The sequence below is a fragment of the Variovorax beijingensis genome, assembly GCF_003951285.1.
Lineage (GTDB): Bacteria > Pseudomonadota > Gammaproteobacteria > Burkholderiales > Burkholderiaceae_C > Variovorax > Variovorax beijingensis.
In genome coordinates this window covers 320,268-339,347 of the sequence record NZ_RXFQ01000002.1, presented here as the reverse complement: position 1 = coordinate 339,347, position 19,080 = coordinate 320,268, and the positions used below count along the sequence as shown (strand labels likewise).

The following is a 19,080-nucleotide window of genomic DNA, read 5'->3' as shown; positions in this document are numbered from 1 at the left end:
GTGTTCGCCATATGTGACAACTTCGTGTCGGCAGCCTGCGGACCGTCACGCAACCGTCATGTGCGGCGGGCAGCATGCCCGTTCCACCCCACATCTCCTTTTTCCCCATGATGCTGACGAGCGCACTTCCAGACCACGAAGACCTGATGCAACGCATCGCCCGCGACTTGATCGACAGCTACGACGAGGAGCTCGAACTGGAGATCGAGGACCGGAACATCGACGGCCTCGACTCCGCGTCGCGCACGAGCGACAAGGCCGCGCGCCAGGCCTACTTCAAGGAACTGTTCCGGCTGCAGGGCGAGCTCGTGAAGCTGCAGGACTGGGTGCAGCACAGCAGGCAGAAGGTGGTCATTCTTTTCGAAGGCCGCGACGCGGCAGGCAAGGGCGGCGTCATCAAGCGCATCACGCAGCGCCTGAACCCGCGCGTGGCCCGCGTGGCCGCGTTGCCCGCGCCCAACGACCGCGAACGCACGCAGTGGTACTTCCAGCGCTATGCCGCGCACCTGCCGGCCGCCGGCGAGATGGTGCTGTTCGACCGCAGCTGGTACAACCGCGCCGGCGTGGAGCGCGTGATGGGCTTTTGCACCGACGACGAGTACGAGGAGTTCTTCCGCACCGTGCCGGAGTTCGAGAAGATGCTGGTGCGCTCGGGCATCAAGCTCATCAAGTACTGGTTCTCCATAACCGACGACGAGCAGCACATGCGCTTTCTCGGGCGCATCCACGACCCGCTCAAGCAATGGAAGCTGAGTCCCATGGACCTCGAAAGCCGACGCCGCTGGGAGGAATACACCAAGGCGAAGGAAATCATGCTGGAGCGCACCCACATTGCGGAAGCGCCGTGGTGGGTGGTGCAGGCGGTCGACAAGAAGAAGGCGCGGCTGAACTGCATCAGCCACCTGCTGGGCCAGCTGCCCTACCAGGAGGTACCGCATCCGCCGGTGGAACTGCCCGCGCGCGAGCGCCATGCGGACTACCTGCGCCAGCCCGTGCCGGCCAGCATGATCGTGCCGGAGATCTACTGAGGCCTCGCGCCGCTTGTTTGGACGGCTGGCGCTTTGCCCTCACACTGCGCCCATGGCCCGTCGTTCCACTGCTTCCCTGTTCGCCCGCGCGTATGAGCGCAACCTGAAGGCCCTCACGAAGATCACGCTCGGCAACAGCAAGCGCGTGACGGGCCAGGTGCAGCGCGCAACCGCCAAACGGCTCAAGCCGCCGCCGGGCAAGGGCGACTGGCTCGGCGGCATGGCGCTGGGGCCTGGCGGTGCGCGCGGCTACCACCTGTTCCGCCCGGCCGACCTGCAACTGCAGCCTGGCGAGAAACTGCCACTCATGGTCATGCTGCACGGCTGCGGCCAGAGCGGGCGCGACTTTGCGGCCAGCACACGCATGAACGCGCTTGCGGTGCGCCAGCGCTTCCTGGTGCTCTACCTGGAGCAGGACAGGCTGGCCCATCCCCAAGGCTGCTGGAACTGGTATGAGCGGCGTTCGGGCAAGGCCGACGCCGAGGCCGCCACCTTGATGGCGGCCATCGACCAGGCCTCGATGCTCTATCCGGTGGACCGTGAACGCATCGCGCTGGCGGGCCTGTCGGCCGGGGCCAGCATGGCCGCGCTGCTGGCCACGCGCTATCCGGCGCGCTTTCGCGCCGTGGCCATGCATTCGGGCGTGGCGCCGGGCGCCGCGAAATCCTCGGCCACGGCCCTGGGCGCGATGCGCGGGCAGCACACGCCGCCGATGCCGACCACCGCGGTCGGCAAGGCCATGGGCGCGGCCGCCGTGTTCGCGACCCTGCCGCCGATGCTGGTGATCCATGGCGAGGCCGATGCCGTGGTGGCGCCGAGCAATGCCGTCAACAGCGCAGCCGTGTGGGCCACGGCCGTCGGCGCCAAGCCGGGGCTCGCGCGCACGCTGCAGCGGGGCAAGCGGCATGCCATGCGAGTGACCGAATTCCGGCGCAAGGGCCGCACGCTGGTCGTGCTGTGCGAGATCGCGGGACTCGGGCATGCCTGGAGCGGCGGCGCTGCCCAGCTGCTCTTCAGCGACCCGGCCGGGCCTGATGCCTCGCGCATGGTGTGGGGCTTTGCGGCGGCGCAATTCAAGCTCGCGGCCAGGACCAAGGCGGCCCTTCCGGCGAGCGCCTAGGCGGCAACGCCTGCGCGGCGCGCCATGCGCCCGGTGCCATGCCCATCCGGCGCTTGGAACTGCCGACGCCCGCTGCCTTGGGGGCCGGCGATGACCTCAGAGGTCATTGCCCCGGCGCCGCGCCAGCCCAACACTCGATGCCATCATGTCGCAGCCATCGAACGTCGCCGCCCCGGCGGCATCGCTTTCCTCCGCCGCGAGCCGCGGCGCCGGCACCCTCGGCCTCTGGGTCATGCTCAGCGGCACCTTCCTGGTGGTGCTGGACTTCTTCATCGTGAACGTGGCGCTGCCCTCGATGCAGCGCGAACTGCACGCCTCCGCGGGCACCTTGCAGATGGTGGTGGCCGGCTACGGCCTGGCCACGGCCGCGGGGCTGATCACCGGCGGGCGGCTCGGCGACCTGCTCGGCCGCCGCCGCATGTTCATGCTGGGCCTGCTGCTGTTCACGCTGGCGTCCGCCGCATGCGGCCTGGCGCCCAATGCCGAACTGCTGGTGGCGGCCCGCGTGCTGCAGGGCCTGGCCGGTGCGCTGCTGCAACCGCAGGTGCTGGCGATGATCGGGCTGGCCTACACGGGCGAAAGCCGTGCGCGCGCCTTCGCGGCCTACGGGCTCACGCTGGGCCTGAGCGCGACGCTTGGGCAACTGGTGGGCGGGCTGTTGATCCACGCCGACCTGGCCGGTCTCGGCTGGCGCAGCTGCTTTCTGATCAACCTGCCGATCGGCCTGCTGGCACTGGTGCTTGCGCCGCGCGTGATTCCGCCGCTGGCGAACGGCAACAGCACCGCCGGGAGCCGGCTCGACCTGGCCGGCATGCTGCTGGTGGCGGCCAGCTCCGTGGCCGTGGTGCTGCCGCTGGTCGAGGGCCGCGAGCAGGGCTGGCCGCTGTGGAGCTGGCTGTGCCTTGCGGCCGCGGTGCCGCTGTGGGCCGTGTTCGGGCGCCAGCAGCGAAGGCTCGCGGCGCGCGGCGGTGCGCCGCTGGTGGCGCCGGCGCTGTTCGCGAACAGCCGCTTCGTCACGGGGCTGCTCACCACGCTGGCCTTCTACGTCGGCAATGCCTCGTTCTATTTCGTGCTTGCGCTCTATCTGCAGCAAGGCCTTGCGCTGGATCCGCTCGGCTCGGGCCTGGTCTTCACCGCGCTGGCGATCGGCTTCTTCGCAACCTCGATGGCCGGGGCTCGGCTCGCACGCCGCTTCGGCGGCAAGCCGCCCATTGCGCTCGGCGCGCTCGTGCTGGCGGCGGGCCATGCGCTGCAGCTTGTCAATGTGGCGCCGGGCCATGCGCACGTGGTGGCATGGATGGTGCCGCTGCTGGCCGTGCAGGGCGCCGGCCTCGGCATGGTGATGGCACCGCTGGTGTCGACCGTGCTGGCCGGCTTGCCTGCGCAGCATGCGGGCGTGGCCTCGGGTGTGCTGTCGATGGTGCAGCAGGCGGGCAATGCGCTGGGGGTGGCGCTGATCGGCGTCCTCTTCTACGGGCGGCTGGGCGGCGCGCCCGGCAATCATGGCGCCGCCTTTGGCGTGGCGCTGGCCTACCTGATGGCGTCGGCGCTGCTGGTGGCGGTGCTGCACCGGCGCGGCAGCCGGCTGCCGTCCGCCAAGGAATGAAAGCGCCGCGGAGATCGTCGCGGCCATCGCCGCCTTGAGTACCTCCGTGTACGCCACCCGGCGTATTTCTCGCGGGCGGGCGAATCCGCAGACTCCTCTCCATCGTCCGGCCCGTGCCGGCGACCAGGTTTCAACCACCCCGGAGCAGGAGTCCACATGCAACGTCGTTTCACACTCAAGGCGCTCACCGCCGCCGTCGCCCTGGCCAGCATTTCCGCTGCGCCGGCCTTTGCCGCCGACACCATCAAGGTCGGCGTGCTGCACTCGCTGTCGGGCACGATGGCCATCTCGGAAACCGTGTTGAAAGACACCGTGCTGATGGCCATCGACGACATCAACAAGAAGGGCGGCGTGCTGGGCAAGCAGCTCGAGCCCGTGGTGGTCGATCCGGCTTCCAACTGGCCGCTGTTCGCTGAAAAGACCAAGCAGCTGCTCGGCCAGGACAAGGTCTCGGTGATCTTCGGCTGCTGGACCTCGGTGTCGCGCAAGTCGGTGCTGCCGGTGGTCGAGGAAATGAACGGCCTCCTGTTCTACCCTGTGCAGTACGAAGGCGAAGAGCTCAGCAAGAACGTGTTCTACACCGGCGCCGCGCCCAACCAGCAGGCCATTCCGGCGGTCGACTACCTGATGAGCAAGGAAGGCGGCGGCGCCAAGCGCTGGGTGCTGCTGGGCACCGACTACGTCTACCCCCGCACCACCAACAAGATCCTGCGCGCCTACCTCAAGAGCAAGGGCGTGAAGGACACCGACATCGACGAGAAGTACACCCCCTTCGGCCACAGCGACTACCAGACCATCGTCGCCGACATCAAGAAGTTCTCCTCGGGCGGCAAGACCGCGGTGGTCTCGACCATCAACGGCGACTCCAACGTGCCCTTCTACAAGGAACTCGGCAACGCCGGCCTCAAGGCCAAGGACGTGCCGGTGGTGGCCTTCTCGGTGGGCGAGGAAGAACTGCGCGGCGTGGACACCAAGCCGCTGGTGGGCCACCTCGCTGCATGGAACTACTTCATGTCGATCAAGAACCCGACCAACACGGCGTTCATCAAGCAGTGGAGCGACTACGCCAAGGCCAAGAACATCGCCGGCCACAAGGACAAGCCGCTCACCAACGACCCGATGGAAGCCACCTGGATCGGCATCCACATGTGGAAGCAGGCCGTGGAGAAGGCCAAGAGCACCGACACCGACAAGGTGATCGCGGCCATGGCCGGCCAGACCTTCACGGCTCCCTCGGGCATCGTCTCGAAGATGGACGAGAAGAACCATCACCTGCACAAGAGCGTGTTCATCGGCGAGATCAAGGCCGACGGCCAGTTCAGCGTGGTGTGGAAGACGCCGGGTCCGGTCAAGGCCAAGCCGTGGAGCCCGTACATCGAAGGCAACGACAAGAAGCCGGATCAGCCCGCCGGCAAGTCGCTGTAAGCGTGTTTCTCCCTCCCCCGGAAGGGGAGGGAGCCATACCAACTTCCATTCTCATGATGCTTCGACGACCCCTTCACTGTGCACTCGCCGCCATGCTGTTCATGGCATCGGCCGTCCACGCGCTGACCGCCGACGAAGCCCGCGCCATTGCCTCGGGCGAATCCGAGGCGCGTATCACTGCGCTCAACAAGGCCGTGCTCACGGCCGACGACAAGACTGCCGCGTTCATCCAGGCCATGACCGAGGACGCGGTCAAGTACACCGAAGACAAGGTCTTCGTGATGAAGGACGACAAGGGCTACGACCCCGTGACCGGCGCCGAGCTGAAGGTACCCGACACGGCCGAGGACGTCGTCAACAACAACCTCATGCGCGGCGCGCTCGATGCGGCGCAGGCCGCGCTCAAGCTCACGAGCAAGGACGACGCGGTGCGCGCCGAAGCCGCGCAGGCGCTCTTCAAGGAGCCCGACGAGTCGCGCGTTCCGATGGTCGAGAAGGCGCTGGCCGCCGAGACCAACCCCGGCATCAAGGCGCAGCTCCAGCTGGTGCGCGCCGCCAGCATGCTCGGCAGCGCCGACAAGGCCAGGCGGCTTGCCGCGGCCAAGGAGCTCGGCGCCAACACGAGCCCCGACACCAAGCTGCTGCTCAACCAGCGCCTTGCCGACGAGACCGAGGCCGACGTCAAGGCCGCCATCGTCGCCTCCATTGCCAGCATCGATGGCTCGCTGGTGTGGGGCGACCGCATCAACGCGGTGTTCAGCGGCATCAGCCTGGGCTCGGTGCTGCTGCTGGCCGCGCTGGGCCTGGCCATCACCTACGGCCTGATGGGCGTCATCAACATGGCGCATGGCGAGCTGATGATGATCGGCGCCTACGCCACCTACGTGATGCAGGGCATCTTCCAGCGCTACATGCCCGAGGCGGCCTTCGGCTGGTACCTGGTGGCGGCCATTCCTGTGGCCTTCCTGAGTTCGGCGCTGGTGGGCGCGGTGCTCGAGCGCGGCGTGATCCGCTTCCTCTACGGCCGGCCGCTCGAGACGCTGCTGGCCACCTGGGGCATCAGCCTGATGCTGCAGCAGCTCGTGCGCTCGCTGTTCGGCGCGCAGAACGTGGGCGTGGAGAACCCCGGCTGGATGAGCGGCGGCTTCACCATGCTGAGCAACGTCACGCTGCCGTGGAACCGCATCTGCATCATCGTCTTCGCGGTGCTGGTGCTGCTTGCGATGGGCTGGCTCATCGGCCGCACGCGCCTGGGCCTGTTCGTGCGCGGCGTCACGCAGAACCGGCCGATCGCCTCCTGTATGGGCGTGAACACCGCGCGCATCGACACCTACGCCTTCGCGCTTGGCTCCGGCATCGCGGGCCTTGCGGGCTGTGCGCTGAGCCAGATCGGCAACGTCGGGCCCGACCTGGGCCAGAGCTACATCGTCGACAGCTTCATGGTGGTCGTGATGGGCGGCGTCGGCCAGCTCGCGGGCACGGTGTATGCGGCCATGGGCCTGGGCATTCTCAACAAGTTCATCGAAGGCTGGGCGGGCGCGGTGCTCGCGAAGATCGCGGTGCTCGTTTTCATCATCATCTTCATCCAGAAGCGCCCGCAAGGCATCTTCGCGATGAAGGGCCGGAGCGCGGAAGCATGACCACCCCCAGTCTTCGCGCACTTCGTGTCGCTTCGCCAACCCCCTCAAGGGGGCAACACCAGCGGCCCGGCGAAGCCGGTTCCGCGGTGTTTCTGGCACAGAGCCTTCAGGCAACATCGCTATGACCGCTGTGACTCTTCCAAAGAAAGGGCCGCTGTTGGGCGGCAAGGGCTGGACAGCCTTCTTCGTCGCGCTGATCGTGGTGTGCGCGGTGGCACCGGTGCTCAACATGGTGGTGCCGGCCGGCAGCCCGCTGCACATGAGCGACTACGCGGTGGCGCTGGTCGGCAAGATCATGTGCTACGCGATCTGCGCGCTGGCCATGGACCTGATCTGGGGCTACACCGGCATCCTCTCGCTGGGCCACGGCCTGTTCTTTGCGCTCGGCGGCTACATGATGGGCATGTACCTGATGCGCCAGATCGGCCGCGACGGCAACTACAAGAGCGACCTGCCGGACTTCATGGTGTTCCTCGACTGGAAGACGCTGCCCTGGCACTGGACCTTCAGCGACAGCTTCATTGCCACGCTGATCCTGATCGTCGCGGTGCCGGGCCTGATTGCCTTCGTGTTCGGCTTCTTCGCCTTCCGCTCGCGCATCAAGGGCGTGTATTTTTCGATCATCACGCAGGCCATGACCTTCGCCGCGATGCTGCTGTTCTTCCGCAACGAGACGGGCTTCGGCGGCAACAACGGCTTCACCGACTTCAAGCGCATCCTTGGCATTCCGATCGCCACGCAGGAAATGCGCATGACGCTCTTCGCGCTCACGGGCTTGACGCTGCTGGGCTTCTTCCTGTTCGCGAAGTGGCTGATCGCAAGCAAGTTCGGCCGCGTGCTGCAGGCCATCCGCGACGCGGAAACGCGCGTGATGTTCTCGGGCTACAACCCGCTGCCCTACAAGCTCACGATCTGGGTCATCTCGGCCGTGATGTGCGGCGTGGCCGGTGCGCTGTACGTGCCGCAGGTGGGCATCATCAATCCCGGCGAGATGAGCGCGGCCAACTCCATCGAGATCGCGATCTGGGCCGCGGTGGGCGGGCGCGCCACGCTGATCGGGCCGATCATCGGCGCCTTCATCGTCAACGGCGCGAAGAGCTGGCTCACGGTGGCCTACCCCGAGTACTGGCTGTACTTCCTGGGTGCCTTGTTCATTGCTGTCACGCTGTTCCTGCCGAACGGCATCGTGGGCCTGGTGCGCAAGTGGCTGTCGAGGGAGAAGGCGCCGGCCGGCGTGAGCGCCGGCCGCAAGGAAGCACAGCGCGCCATGGCCGCCGCGCAAGGCGTGGAGCCGGAGGCGCTGCACGCGCCGCTGGTGGCCGAAGTGAAGGGAGCGCGCGCATGAGCCGCCGGGCCGCTCCCAAGGCGAATACCGCAGCGCGAAGCGCGGAGGTTTCTGAAATGAGCCGCCGGGCCGCTCCCAAGGCGAATACCGCAGCGCGAAGCGCGGAGGTTTCTGAATGACGCCCGACCTGATGGAAGCCGGCGCCGAGCGCGCCGCCCGCGCCAAGGGCATGCACTACGCGGGCGGCAGCACCGAATCGGGCGGCCGTTCCGCGGACTTCGGCCGCATTGCAACGCCGGGCGAAGTGGACGTGACGCATGGCCGCATCCTCTACCTCGAAGACGTGAGCGTGAGCTTCGACGGCTTCAAGGCCATCAACAAGCTGTCGCTCGACATTGCGCCGGGCGAGCTGCGCTGCATCATCGGGCCGAACGGCGCGGGCAAGACGACGATGATGGACATCATCACCGGCAAGACGCGGCCCGACGAGGGCACGGTGTTCTTCGGCAGCACCATCGACCTGCTGCGCCATCGCGAGGCCGACATCGCGCAGCTGGGCATCGGCCGCAAGTTCCAGAAGCCGACGGTGTTCGAGCATCTCACGGTGTTCGAGAACCTCGAACTCGCGCTCAAGACCAACAAGGGCGTTCGCGCCTCGATGCTGTTCAGACTCGACTCGGCGCAGAGCGATCGGCTCGCCGAGGTGCTGCAGACCATTCACCTGGCCGACAGCGTGTCGCGCCTGGCCGGCAACCTGAGCCACGGCCAGAAGCAGTGGCTGGAGATCGGCATGCTGCTGATGCAGGATCCGAAGCTGCTGCTGCTCGACGAGCCCGTGGCCGGCATGACCGACGAGGAAACGGCGCGCACCGCCGAGCTGTTTCTCACGCTCAAGGGCAAGCATTCGCTGATGGTGGTGGAGCACGACATGAGCTTCATCCGCACCATTTCGGAGATCGTCACCGTGCTGTGCGATGGGTCGGTGCTGGCGCAGGGCACGCTGGACGAAGTGCAGGCGGATGAACGGGTGATCGAGGTTTATCTTGGGCGCTGATCTTGTTCGGGGCTCGGCGACGGGGGCTGTGGTCAGAGCGGTGGTGCGCCCCCTGTCTTCCTCCCTCTCCCTCCGGGAGAGGGCAGGGGTGAGGGCCGACGGCCTTGGCACGACGACCACCGCGCCGCATGCCGGGTGCCCTCAACAAGAACAAAGGAAGGCGCCAACAAAATGCTGACAGTAAAAAATATCCACCAGTACTACGGCGGCTCCCACATCCTACGAGACGTGAGCTTCGAGGCCACGCTCGGCAAGGTCACGGTGCTGCTGGGCCGCAATGGCGTGGGCAAGACCACGCTGCTCAAGTCGCTGATGGGCCTGGTCCCCATCAAGAGCGGCAGCATCGAGCTCGAAGGCAAGCCCATCCACAAGGCGACTCCTTATGAAAGGGCGCGGGCCGGCATCGGCTTCGTCCCGCAGGGCCGCGAGATCTTCGCCAGGCTCACGGTCGAGGAAAACCTGCGCATGGGCCTGGCCTACAAGAGCGGCAGCACCCCCATCCCGTCGGAGCTGTTCGACCTGTTCCCGGTTCTCAAGCAGATGATCAACCGCCGCGGCGGCGACCTCTCGGGCGGCCAGCAGCAGCAGCTTGCCATTGCGCGTGCGCTGGCGCCCAAGCCCAAGCTGTTGATCCTCGACGAGCCCACCGAAGGCATCCAGCCCAGCATCATCAAGGACATCGGCCGCGTCATCCGCATGCTGGCCGACCGCGGCGACATGGCCATCGTGCTGTGCGAGCAGTACTACGACTTTGCGCAGGAGCTCGCCGACGACTACCTCGTGATGGAGCGCGGCGAGGTCATTGCGCGCGGGCTCGGCAAGGACATGGAAGCGCAGGGCGTGCGCCAGCTCGTCGCGATCTGACGAGGGGCCGAAGAGGCCGGCCGGCATGCCGGTATCGGCCCTGCAGCATCACCGTATCGGCAGAAATTCAGGGTTTACCCTAAAATCAGGCCTCTGCCCGCCGCCGCCGGGCACCCTCCCAGGAGCCTGGCCTTGAACGCCTCCCCACCCGCGCTGGACAGCGCGGACACCGACATTTCCGTTGTTTCCCCCGCCGCACGGCCCGTCAACTTCCTGCGCGCCGTGCTCGCGCTCGGCGTCGGCGGCTTCGCCATCGGCACCGGCGAGTTCGTGATCATGGGTCTCCTGCCCGAAGTGGCCAAAGACATCGACGTCAGCATTCCGCAGGCCGGCCACGTCATCAGCGCCTATGCGCTCGGCGTGGTCATCGGCGCCCCGGTGCTCGCGGTGCTGGCGGCTGGCTGGCGCCGCCGCGCGCTACTGATCGCGCTCATGGCCGTGTTTGCCGCCGGCAACTTCGCGAGCGCGATGGCGCCGGGCTACATGTCGCTCAACCTGCTGCGCTTTGCGACCGGACTGCCGCACGGCACCTACTTCGGCGTGGCCGCACTGGTGGCCGCTACGCTCGCGCCGCCCGGGCGCCGCGCGCGGGCCGTGGGCCTCGTGATGCTGGGGCTCACCGGCGCCACGCTGGTGGGTGTGCCGATCGCGGCATGGCTCGGCCAGCTGTTCGGCTGGCGCGCCGCCTTCGTGTTCGTCGGCCTCATCGCGCTGGTGGCGGTGGCGCTGCTGCGCCGCGACATCCCCGACCTCGCCCCGCCCGCGGGTGCCAGCCCCTGGCGCGAGCTCGGCGCGCTCAAGCGCAAGCAGGTGTGGTTCACGCTCGGCATCGGCGCCATCGGCTTCGGCGGCATGTTCGCCGTGTTCAGCTACATCAAGCCCACGCTCATCGAGGTGGCCGGCCTGCCGCTGGGCGGCGTGCCCTTCGTGCTCGCGCTGTTCGGCCTGGGCATGGTCACCGGCAACCTCGTCGGCTCGCGCCTGGCCGACAAGTCGCTGATGCGCACCATCGGCGGCCTGCTCGTCTATGCGGCGCTGGTGCTCGCGATGTTCTCGTTCGCGGCGCACCACGTGGTCGCCGCGGCGATCAACGTGTTTCTCATCGGCACCACCGTGGCCATCGGCCCGGCGCTGCAGATCCGCCTGATGGACGTGGCCGGCGACGCGCAGACGCTCGCCGCCGCGCTCAACCACTCGGCCTTCAACATGGCCAATGCGCTGGGCGCCTGGCTCGGCGGCGTGGCCATTGCGGCCGGGCTGGGCTGGACCTCGACCGGGTGGGTCGGTGCGCTGCTCGCGCTGGCAGGCGTGGGCGTGTTCGCCTGGGCGCTGATGAGCGCACGGGCGAGCGAACGGGCTCATGCGCGGCCGGCCGACAAGGTGGCCTGCGAGGGCTCCGCCGGCTAGCGCACATGGCGCTCTCGATGCGCGCGGCGCGCATCTTGAAAGCACCCGAGCGCTGCAGCCTCGCGCCGTCGTGACTATGATGGCCGTCGCCCTTCCATCGCCCGGAGCGACACTCCCATGAGCATTCCGACCACCCGACTCGGCCGCACCGGCCTCACCGTCTCGCGCCTTGCGCTCGGCACCATGACCTTCGGCCTGCAGACCGACGAGGCCGTGTCGCACCAGATTCTCGACAAGGCCGCCGAGGGCGGCATCAACTTTCTCGACACCGCCGACGTGTACCCGCTCGGCGGCACCGTCGAAACCACGGGCCGCACTGAGGAAATCATCGGCCGCTGGCTGCAGAAGCAGGGCGCCGCGGGCCGCCGCCGCTTCGTGGTGGCCACCAAGGCGGTCGGCAAGGTCGGCCCCAACAGCTGGGACCAGGGCGCATCGCGCAAGCACCTGCTCGACGCCATCGATGCCTCGCTCAAGCGGCTGCAGACAGACCATGTCGACCTGTACCAGCTGCACAGCGATGACCGCGAGACGCCGCTCGAAGAGAGCCTGGAGGCGCTCGACGTCATCGTCAAGTCGGGCCGCGCGCGCTACATCGGCGTGTCCAACTTCCTGGCCTACCGGCTCGCCCGCGCGCTCGGCAAGGCCGAACTGCACAGGCTCACGCGCTATGTGTCGGTGCAGCCGCGCTACAGCCTGCTGTTCCGCGAGATCGAACGCGAGCTGCTGCCGCTCGCGGGCGAAGAGGGCCTGGGCGTGATTCCCTACAACCCGCTGGCCGGCGGCCTGCTCACCGGCAAGTACAAGCCCGGCGCCACGCCCGAGCAAAATACCCGCTTCACGCTCGGTACGGCCGGCGGCATGTACCAGGACCGCTACTGGAACGAGCGCAGCTTCAACACCGTGACCCAGCTGCACGAGCTGGCCGACGAAGCCGGCGTGCCGCTGGCCACGCTGGCAGTGGCCTGGGTCATGGCCAACCCGCTCATCACCGCGCCGTTGCTCGGCGCCAGCCGCCCCGAGCAGCTCGACGCCACGCTGGCCGCGGCCAGCTACAAGCTGGACCCTGCGCTCAAGCAGAAGCTCGACGAGCTTACGGCCGAATACCGCAAGGGCGACGCGCCCCGGTAGGCACCCAGGAGTGAACCCGGAGAAGCTCGCGCTGCTGCCATGGCACAGCTGATGTCGCTGCTGGTGCAGAACGCGATCGCGATCGTCTTCGCGGCGAGCTTTGCCGCGCGCCTCGGATTGCCGGTGCCCGCGGCCGCGGTGCTGGTGGTGTCGGGTGCGCTGCTGGCGGCCGGCAATGTATCGGTGGCGGGCGTGGTGCTGGCCGCGGTGCTGGCCAATGTGCTCGGCGACGGCGCATGGTTCTATGCCGGACGCCGCTTCGGCTACCGCTTCATGCGGCTTCTGTGCCGCGTCTCGCTGTCGCCCGATTCATGCGTGCGGCGCGGCGAATCGCTCATCGGCCGATGGGGCGGCCTCTCGCTGGTGGCCGCCAAGTTCGTACCGGGCGTGTCGGTGGTCGCGCCGCCGATGGCCGGCGCGCTGGGCATGTCGGTGTGGCGCTTCATCGGCTTCGACATTGGCGCCGCGCTGGTCTGGACCGGCGTCTTTCTCGGGCTGGGCTGGATTTTTCGCGACCAGATCCAGGAGGTGCTCGCCATGCTGGCCCAGGCCGGCGGCATCGCGACCCTGGCGCTGGTGGTGGTGCTGGCCGCGACGCTGGCGGTGCGCTACTGGCGCCGGCGCATGTTCATGCGGCTCACCGGCATGCCGCGCATCAGCGTGGACGAGCTGCACGAGCTGCTCGCGAGCGAGGCGCCGCCGCTGGTCATCGACGTGCGCGGGGAGGCCGGCGTGCAGGTCGATCCACGCCGCATTCCCGGGGCGCTGCCCTATACGCTCAAGGCGCTGCAGCAGCGGCATCCGGAACTGCCGCTTGTCGGTGGGCGCGATGTGGTCCTTTACTGCAACTGCCCCAACGAGGTGTCGGCCGCCCTGGCCGCGCGCGTGCTGCTGGCGCGCGGTGCGCGGCGCGCGCTGCCGCTGACGGGCGGGCTCGATGCCTGGGTGGCCTCGGGCCGGCCGACGAGCCTGCACTGAGCCCGTTCGGCGACGACGAGGAAAGGCGGCTCAGTCCAGCCGGACCATCGGGCAGGACAGGACCCCTCGCTCATCGCGAGGCGAATGGCGCCAGCCGGGCAGGGCGCGCTTCCGGTAGGCTCCGAGCGACGGGTAGCCCTGCACGCTCCAGCCGTAGGTGCTGACCTGCTCCGCCTCGATCACCTCGTAGCGGCACTGCCGGCTGCGGGCCGCGAGGCGAAAGGCGATGCGGCCATGGTCCCTCGCAAGGTCTTTCTCCAGCACGCTGTGGCGGGTGGGCTGGCAGATGCTGAAGCGCGAATTCCATTCGTCTCCGGTGTACGTCCCTGTGTCCTCACGATCTCAAGGTGCATGCCCTTGCCCGGTGGTAGTCTTGCCCCCCGATGAACCTCCGCACCAAGATCGTCGCACTGGCCGTTGCACCGCTGCTGGTTGCGCTGGTGCTGGTGGCCCTGGCGGTGCGCCACCAGGAGCATGACCTGGCGCAGCGCGAGCGCGCGCTGATCGAGAAAAGCTACATGGCCCAGCGGCGCAGCGAACTGCGCAGCTACGTCGACCTTGCCGTGAGCACCGTGCGGCCGCTGTACGACGCGGGCCAGGACGACGAGGACACCCGCAGCGAGGCCCTGCGCCGCCTGGCCGCGCTCGACTACGGCGACGACGGCTACTTCTTCGTCTACGACATGCAGGGCCGCTCGCTCATGCATTCGCGCCAGCCCGACCTCGTGGGCCAGAACCTCTGGGACATGCACGACTCGCGCGGGCGCTTCACCATCCAGGACCTGATCGCGGGCGCGCGTGCGGGCGGCGGCTATGTCGAATACGAATGGCGCAAGCCCTCCAGCGAGCAGATGGCGCCCAAGCTCGGCTACGTCACGGCGCTGCCGCGCTGGAACTGGATGGTCGGCACCGGCCTGTACCTGGACGACATCGAGGCGACCATGCAGGCGCTCGACCGCCAGATGAGCGCCAACGTCACCACCACGCTGCTCTGGATTGCCGGCATCGCGGCGCTGTGCCTGGGCGTGGTGAGTGCCACCGGGCTGCTGCTCAATCTCAGCGAGCACCGCACGGCCGAGGCCAAGCTGCGGCTGCTGGCGCGGCGCGTGGTGCAGTCGCAGGAAGAAGAGCGCGGCCACCTCGCGCGCGAGCTCCATGACGGCACCAGCCAGACGCTGGTGTCGGCCAAGCTGCTGATCGAATCGGCGGTGGATGCGCTCGACCGTGAACGCCAGCCCGCGCCGCCCGCACTGAGCAAGGCGCTGCAACGGCTCAACGATTCGCTGATCGAGGTGCGCCGCATTTCGCACCGCCTGCGGCCGGCCCTGCTCGACACGCTCGGCCTGCCCGCCGCGCTCGAGCGCCTGGGCGACGAATTCGCCGAAGAGGGCGCCATCGATGCGTCGATCATGATCGAGGGCGAGGCCTTCGAGCTCTCGCAGGAGGCCAAGACCGCGCTCTTCCGCGTCACGCAGGAGGCGCTCACCAATGTGCGCAAGCACGCGCAGGCGCACCGCGTGCACATTGCGCTGGGCTTTTCCGACGAAGAAGGCGTGCGGCTTGCGATCGGCGACGACGGCATCGGCTTCGACGTGGAAGCGATGCAACTCGATGCGCGGCGCGGCATCGGCTTGCGCAACATGCGCGAGCGCATGGAATCGATCGGCGGGCGCCTGGACGTGCAGTCGGGCGAAGGCGGAACAACCATCGTGGCCGAAGTGCCGGCGCGCAGCGCGAGGCCTGAACCGGCATGAAGAAAGACGCCGCCCCCATCCGCCTCTTCCTGGTCGACGACCATCCGCTGGTGCGCGATGGCCTGCGCGCACGGCTCGGCGCCATGCCGGGGCTGGAGATCGTCGGCGAGGCGGGTAGTGCGGCCGAGGCGCTGGCGCTCATTGAAACGCTCCAGCCCGACCTGCTGCTGATGGATGTCGGCATGAAGGACATGAACGGCATCGACCTGGCCGCGCTGGTGCTGCAGCGCCATCAGCCCGCGCCGCACGTGGTGATGCTCAGCATGTACGACAACCCCGAATACGTGCAGAAGGCCCTGCAGGCGGGCGCGCGCGGCTATGTGCTGAAGGACGCACCCGCGGCCGAGATCGTCGCCGCCATCGAGGCGGTGTCGGCCGGCGGCACCTTCCTGAGCCCGGCCGTGTCGAAGAAGCTGTTCCGCAACCAGGCGCCCAGGCCGCTGCTCACGCCGCGCGAGAGCGAGATCCTCAGCGCGCTGGGCCGCGGCGAATCGAGCAAGCAGATCGCGCGCGACCTGGGGCTGAGCGTGCGCACCGTGGAGGCGCACCGGCAGAGCATCAAGCGGCGGCTGGGCATCGAGGGGCAGGCGGAACTCATCAAGTATGCGGTCGAGCATGCGCGGGAGTTCGGGCAGGGCTGAGCCGCGCTGCCTTGCCTCGATCAAAGCTCCTGTCCCGATCAACCACATTCATCCAGGCCCGATTCCCATGTCCGATCTTCCCCACAGCCCCGCCGCCGACCGCAACAAGCAGCCCATCCTCGAGGCGCTGGCCCGCGTCCTCGGCGAGCGCGGCAGCGCGCTCGAGATCGCATCCGGCACGGGCCAGCACGCCGCATGGTTCGCCGCAGCAATGCCTGGGTGGACCTGGCAGCCCACCGACGCAGACGCGCGCATGCTCCCCGCGATTGCAAGCCGCGTCGCGCAGGCCGCGCTGCCCAATTTCCGTGCGCCGCTGCTGCTCGACGTGATGGCGCCTCGATGGCCGTCGCAAGGCGCCGCGTTCGCCCGAGGAGAAGAAAAGTTCGATGCGATCTACTGCGCCAACATGCTGCACATTGCGCCCTGGGCCGCATGTGCCGCGTTGATGCAAGGGGCCGCGCGGCATCTGCTTGCCGATGGATTGCTGATCACCTACGGGCCCTATTTCGAAGAAGAGGGCACGCCGGCGCCGAGCAACCTGGCGTTCGACGAAGACCTGCAAGCCCGCAATCCAGCCTGGGGCATACGGCGCCTGGAGGACGTGCTGGCCGAGGCGCACCGCGCAGGGCTTGCGCTGCGCGAGCGGCATGCGATGCCCGCGAACAACCTGCTGCTGGTCTTCGGCTTCTAGGCTCAGCGCACGCGGGGCACCGCAGCGGTCAGCAGCCCCAGCGCCTGGTTCAGCGTCGAGCCCGCGAAGCGCGATCCCCTCGAATGGCCGATCCGCACCACGACGAGATCGTGCGACGGAATCACCACCACGTGCTGGCCTCCTGCGCCGAGCATGTAGTACGCCGACGTCGGCGCCGCGAGCGAGCTCATTCCGTTGATCCAGAAGAAGCCGCCGTAGATCGGGCGCTTGTCCGCGGCCCATGCGGGCGCCACGCTGCTCACGAAGTTGACGAAGCCCTCGGGAAGAATGCGCTCGCCGTTCCACACGCCGTCCTGCAGGTAGAGATTGCCAAGGCGCGCCCAGTCTCGCCCCGACATGAAGTCGTAGCCCTGCGTGAGAAAGTTGCCGTAGGGGTCGGTCTCGATCACCATGGAGCGGATGCCGATCTTGTCGAAGAGCGCGCGCTGCGGAAACGAAAGATATTCCTCACCGCTCTTTTCCACCGCGAGGCGAATCAGGTAGTTGGCCAGCACGGGATCGGTGTTGCGGTAGCGGCCCACCGCGCCGGGCGGCCATTGCTGCGGCCGGGTGGCGGCATAGTTGAAGGCGTTGATGCGGCCCGTGTAGTAGTAGACGTGATCGGGGTAGGCGCCGTTGGGATCGAAGTCCGGATCATCCGGCGCCTTGATGCGCAGGCCGCTCGACATCTGCAGGATGTCCGAGATCTTGATCTGCTGGCGCGCATCGCCGGCGCCTTGCCACTCGGGAATCGGCGCCGGCTGGTCGAGCCTGTACACGCCCTGCTTGATGAGCACCCCCATCATCGTGGCCACCACGCTCTTGCCCATCGACCACGATTCGAGCGGCGTCGTCGGGCCGATGCCGCTCATGTAGCGCTCGGCGACGATGCGGCCCTTGTGCGTGACCACGAAGGCCGACGTGTAGGCCTCGGGCACATCGAACGCGGCATCGACGGCCCGGGTCACCTTGGACATGTCGACCTCGGCCGGCGGCGGGTCGCCCGGCAGCACGTCGCCCATCGGCCATGGCTGGGTCGCGGGGTCGGGCAGCGCGCTGCTGACTTCGACGGGCGTGAAGAACACGTCGTCCCGCCCGGCCGGCAGCGTGACGCAGCCCTGCGAACCGAAGTGGCGCGCCACCAGCGTCGGGCCGTTGGGAATCGAGATGCGAACCTCCTTTTTCACGCGGTCGACCACGGGCTTGCCGACGTTCTTGCGCTGCTCGTACGGCCCCACGAAGTAGCCCAGGCTTTCGGCGGCGACCTCGGGGTCGATGCCGGTGATGAACACGGCGGAGCACATCGTCTTGGCATAGCCGGAGGTGTGGTGCTCCAGGGCGTTGCCGGGCGGCGGCACGTAGGGCGTGTTGAGTTCGAGGGCCCGTGCGCGGGCAATCAGCGCCTCGCGCTCCGGCAGCTGTGCCGTGGTGGGTGTCGATGGGGCGCCGATGCCGATTCCTCCGCCACCTCCACCCCCGCCGCCGCCGCCACCTCCACCGCATGAGACCAGTGCGACCGCCAGGCCCAGGGCCGCGGCGGTGGTGGCGAGGGAGCGGCGGATCGAGCACTTCATTGGCGGTCCTTGGGTTTTCGCGAGAGTCGATGGCGGTGCGCAACTTTCGACACCGGCGGGATTGTGGGTGAATCCCGTAAGGGCGGCTAGCGTTTTCGAGTGCGGTGCGCGATGTAGCGCCAAGGTTCTCATCATTGGATTCGATGATTGGAGAGTCCCCGCATCGTGCTTGCCTGCAGGACGCGGCAATGTTTCATGATCGCAGGAGAAGGCTCGTGTGAACGTAGCCTTTCGGGTGGCTGGCAGCACGATCTTGGGTCGATAAGATGCGGCGGACTCACAGTGGTCCATGGTCAGTTCGCTGGACCAAGCTAGATAAGCACAGGAAGGAAAAACAGATGCCACTTCCCGAAATGGCAAAGCCGGTCTCGGCATTGATACCTTTCGATCACCGTGGAGCGGCAACGGATACCTCTACTCCGATCTGCACGCGTCGCGTCGGGTTGTCTTCTGGCCGATAAGCCGATGAAGCCTCCGATCTTCGCCCTGTGCGGGGCTTTGCTCGGCGTCGTTCTGTTTCTGGGCATGCCCATCCTCTTTTCACTCGCGTTTCCAGGTACGGGGATTGGGCATCACGGCGAGGATGAAGCCGCTCGGATGCTGCGCGTGTATGTCGTCATGGGGGGGGCGGCCTCTGCCGCGCTGGGTGCTTGGGTCGGCGCCGTCGCCGCGACGAGTCCACGTCGGGCGCTTGGCATGCTTGCTGCCATTGCAGCCGCGAGCATTGCCTTCGGCATCGTTCCGATCCAATTGCCGATGAGGCCCGAGAACGCGATGGCTGTTGGAATCGGAGCCTGGGCCATCGTCAGTGCGGGTCTCGCGGCGTTGGTGGTACGCAAGAAGAGCGAAACCTCTGCGTAGTGCCAACGCTTCAGCTTCAAGATG

General features: G+C 67.8%; 17 protein-coding genes. 15 read left to right on the top strand and 2 right to left on the bottom strand.

What is annotated here, in order from left to right; translation table 11 throughout:
* The first annotated feature begins 110 nt into the window (after nt 1–110).
* The 11 genes from ppk2 to EJO66_RS04555 all read left to right on the top strand — a co-directional run bounded on the left by ppk2 (nt 111) and on the right by EJO66_RS04555 (nt 13,535).
* A complete protein-coding gene (gene ppk2 / locus EJO66_RS04605; RefSeq protein ID WP_399281249.1) occupies nt 111–1,028 on the top strand; it encodes a polyphosphate kinase 2 in 918 nt (305 codons plus the stop codon).
* A gap of 52 nt (nt 1,029–1,080) precedes the next feature.
* The gene (locus EJO66_RS04600; protein WP_124956483.1) at nt 1,081–2,148 is read left to right on the top strand and encodes an extracellular catalytic domain type 1 short-chain-length polyhydroxyalkanoate depolymerase; all 1,068 of its coding nucleotides are present in this window, start codon (nt 1,081–1,083) and stop codon (nt 2,146–2,148) included.
* A gap of 145 nt (nt 2,149–2,293) precedes the next feature.
* Nucleotides 2,294–3,754 (top strand): MFS transporter, encoded by a 1,461-nt coding sequence (locus EJO66_RS04595; protein WP_125964714.1) that lies wholly within the window; start codon nt 2,294–2,296, stop codon nt 3,752–3,754.
* 156 nt (nt 3,755–3,910) lie between these two features.
* The gene (gene urtA, locus EJO66_RS04590; protein ID WP_015866788.1) at nt 3,911–5,179 is read left to right on the top strand and encodes an urea ABC transporter substrate-binding protein; all 1,269 of its coding nucleotides are present in this window, start codon (nt 3,911–3,913) and stop codon (nt 5,177–5,179) included.
* A 92-nt stretch (nt 5,180–5,271) separates the two neighbouring features.
* On the top strand, nt 5,272–6,819 hold the full coding sequence (gene urtB / locus EJO66_RS04585) for an urea ABC transporter permease subunit UrtB (protein ID WP_124956479.1): 1,548 nt from the start codon (nt 5,272–5,274) through the stop codon (nt 6,817–6,819).
* Nucleotides 6,820–6,940: 121 nt separating this feature from the next.
* Nucleotides 6,941–8,164, top strand: a complete 1,224-nt coding sequence (gene urtC / locus EJO66_RS04580; RefSeq protein ID WP_124956477.1) for an urea ABC transporter permease subunit UrtC — start codon at nt 6,941–6,943, stop codon at nt 8,162–8,164.
* 115 nt (nt 8,165–8,279) lie between these two features.
* A complete protein-coding gene (urtD, locus tag EJO66_RS04575; RefSeq protein ID WP_124956475.1) occupies nt 8,280–9,158 on the top strand; it encodes an urea ABC transporter ATP-binding protein UrtD in 879 nt (292 codons plus the stop codon).
* 171 nt (nt 9,159–9,329) lie between these two features.
* On the top strand, nt 9,330–10,022 hold the full coding sequence (gene urtE / locus EJO66_RS04570; protein WP_021008684.1) for an urea ABC transporter ATP-binding subunit UrtE: 693 nt from the start codon (nt 9,330–9,332) through the stop codon (nt 10,020–10,022).
* 132 nt (nt 10,023–10,154) lie between these two features.
* Entirely contained in the window at nt 10,155–11,429 is a 1,275-nt protein-coding gene (locus EJO66_RS04565; protein WP_124956473.1) for an MFS transporter, read from the top strand.
* A gap of 117 nt (nt 11,430–11,546) precedes the next feature.
* A complete protein-coding gene (locus EJO66_RS04560) occupies nt 11,547–12,557 on the top strand; it encodes an aldo/keto reductase (protein ID WP_124956471.1) in 1,011 nt (336 codons plus the stop codon).
* Nucleotides 12,558–12,596: 39 nt separating this feature from the next.
* A complete protein-coding gene (locus EJO66_RS04555) occupies nt 12,597–13,535 on the top strand; it encodes a VTT domain-containing protein (protein ID WP_124956469.1) in 939 nt (312 codons plus the stop codon).
* 30 nt (nt 13,536–13,565) lie between these two features.
* Here the strand turns inward: EJO66_RS04555 and EJO66_RS04550 are convergent, their stop codons facing one another.
* Nucleotides 13,566–13,799 carry a hypothetical protein gene (locus tag EJO66_RS04550; protein WP_223262157.1) on the bottom strand — a complete coding sequence of 78 codons (234 nt, stop codon included), beginning with the start codon at nt 13,797–13,799 and terminating at the stop codon, nt 13,566–13,568.
* 119 nt (nt 13,800–13,918) lie between these two features.
* On the opposite strand from EJO66_RS04550, the gene EJO66_RS04545 reads away from it, so the two are divergent.
* The 3 genes from EJO66_RS04545 (at nt 13,919) to EJO66_RS04535 (ending at nt 16,621) form a co-directional block, all read left to right on the top strand.
* Complete coding sequence (locus tag EJO66_RS04545; protein WP_124956468.1) at nt 13,919–15,289, top strand: cache domain-containing protein; 1,371 nt, start codon at nt 13,919–13,921, stop codon at nt 15,287–15,289.
* Complete coding sequence (locus EJO66_RS04540) at nt 15,286–15,930, top strand: response regulator transcription factor (RefSeq protein WP_124956466.1); 645 nt, start codon at nt 15,286–15,288, stop codon at nt 15,928–15,930. Before EJO66_RS04545 ends, EJO66_RS04540 begins: the two co-directional genes overlap by 4 nt.
* A gap of 67 nt (nt 15,931–15,997) precedes the next feature.
* Nucleotides 15,998–16,621 carry a DUF938 domain-containing protein gene (locus tag EJO66_RS04535; protein ID WP_124956464.1) on the top strand — a complete coding sequence of 208 codons (624 nt, stop codon included), beginning with the start codon at nt 15,998–16,000 and terminating at the stop codon, nt 16,619–16,621.
* A 2-nt stretch (nt 16,622–16,623) separates the two neighbouring features.
* On the opposite strand, the gene EJO66_RS04530 is transcribed toward EJO66_RS04535, so the two are convergent.
* Nucleotides 16,624–18,195: a serine hydrolase domain-containing protein gene (locus EJO66_RS04530; protein ID WP_124956462.1), complete on the bottom strand. Its 1,572-nt coding sequence runs from the start codon at nt 18,193–18,195 to the stop codon at nt 16,624–16,626.
* A 465-nt stretch (nt 18,196–18,660) separates the two neighbouring features.
* On the opposite strand from EJO66_RS04530, the gene EJO66_RS04525 reads away from it, so the two are divergent.
* A complete protein-coding gene (locus EJO66_RS04525; protein WP_125964713.1) occupies nt 18,661–19,056 on the top strand; it encodes a hypothetical protein in 396 nt (131 codons plus the stop codon).
* Nucleotides 19,057–19,080 lie beyond the last annotated feature (24 nt).

Bases quoted from the DNA above. Each gene is read 5' to 3' on its own strand.
- urtB (WP_124956479.1), top strand. From the start codon at position 5,272: ATGCTGTTCATGGCATCGGCCGTCCACGCGCTGACCGCCGACGAAGCC.
- EJO66_RS04535 (WP_124956464.1), top strand. From the start codon at position 15,998: ATGTCCGATCTTCCCCACAGCCCCGCCGCCGACCGCAACAAGCAGCCC.
- urtE (WP_021008684.1), top strand. From the start codon at position 9,330: ATGCTGACAGTAAAAAATATCCACCAGTACTACGGCGGCTCCCACATC.
- EJO66_RS04530 (WP_124956462.1), bottom strand. From the start codon at position 18,195: ATGAAGTGCTCGATCCGCCGCTCCCTCGCCACCACCGCCGCGGCCCTG.
- EJO66_RS04595 (WP_125964714.1), top strand. From the start codon at position 2,294: ATGTCGCAGCCATCGAACGTCGCCGCCCCGGCGGCATCGCTTTCCTCC.
- EJO66_RS04545 (WP_124956468.1), top strand. From the start codon at position 13,919: ATGAACCTCCGCACCAAGATCGTCGCACTGGCCGTTGCACCGCTGCTG.
- urtA (WP_015866788.1), top strand. From the start codon at position 3,911: ATGCAACGTCGTTTCACACTCAAGGCGCTCACCGCCGCCGTCGCCCTG.
- urtD (WP_124956475.1), top strand. From the start codon at position 8,280: ATGACGCCCGACCTGATGGAAGCCGGCGCCGAGCGCGCCGCCCGCGCC.
- urtC (WP_124956477.1), top strand. From the start codon at position 6,941: ATGACCGCTGTGACTCTTCCAAAGAAAGGGCCGCTGTTGGGCGGCAAG.
- EJO66_RS04555 (WP_124956469.1), top strand. From the start codon at position 12,597: ATGGCACAGCTGATGTCGCTGCTGGTGCAGAACGCGATCGCGATCGTC.
- EJO66_RS04525 (WP_125964713.1), top strand. From the start codon at position 18,661: ATGAAGCCTCCGATCTTCGCCCTGTGCGGGGCTTTGCTCGGCGTCGTT.
- EJO66_RS04540 (WP_124956466.1), top strand. From the start codon at position 15,286: ATGAAGAAAGACGCCGCCCCCATCCGCCTCTTCCTGGTCGACGACCAT.
- ppk2 (WP_399281249.1), top strand. From the start codon at position 111: ATGCTGACGAGCGCACTTCCAGACCACGAAGACCTGATGCAACGCATC.
- EJO66_RS04600 (WP_124956483.1), top strand. From the start codon at position 1,081: ATGGCCCGTCGTTCCACTGCTTCCCTGTTCGCCCGCGCGTATGAGCGC.
- EJO66_RS04560 (WP_124956471.1), top strand. From the start codon at position 11,547: ATGAGCATTCCGACCACCCGACTCGGCCGCACCGGCCTCACCGTCTCG.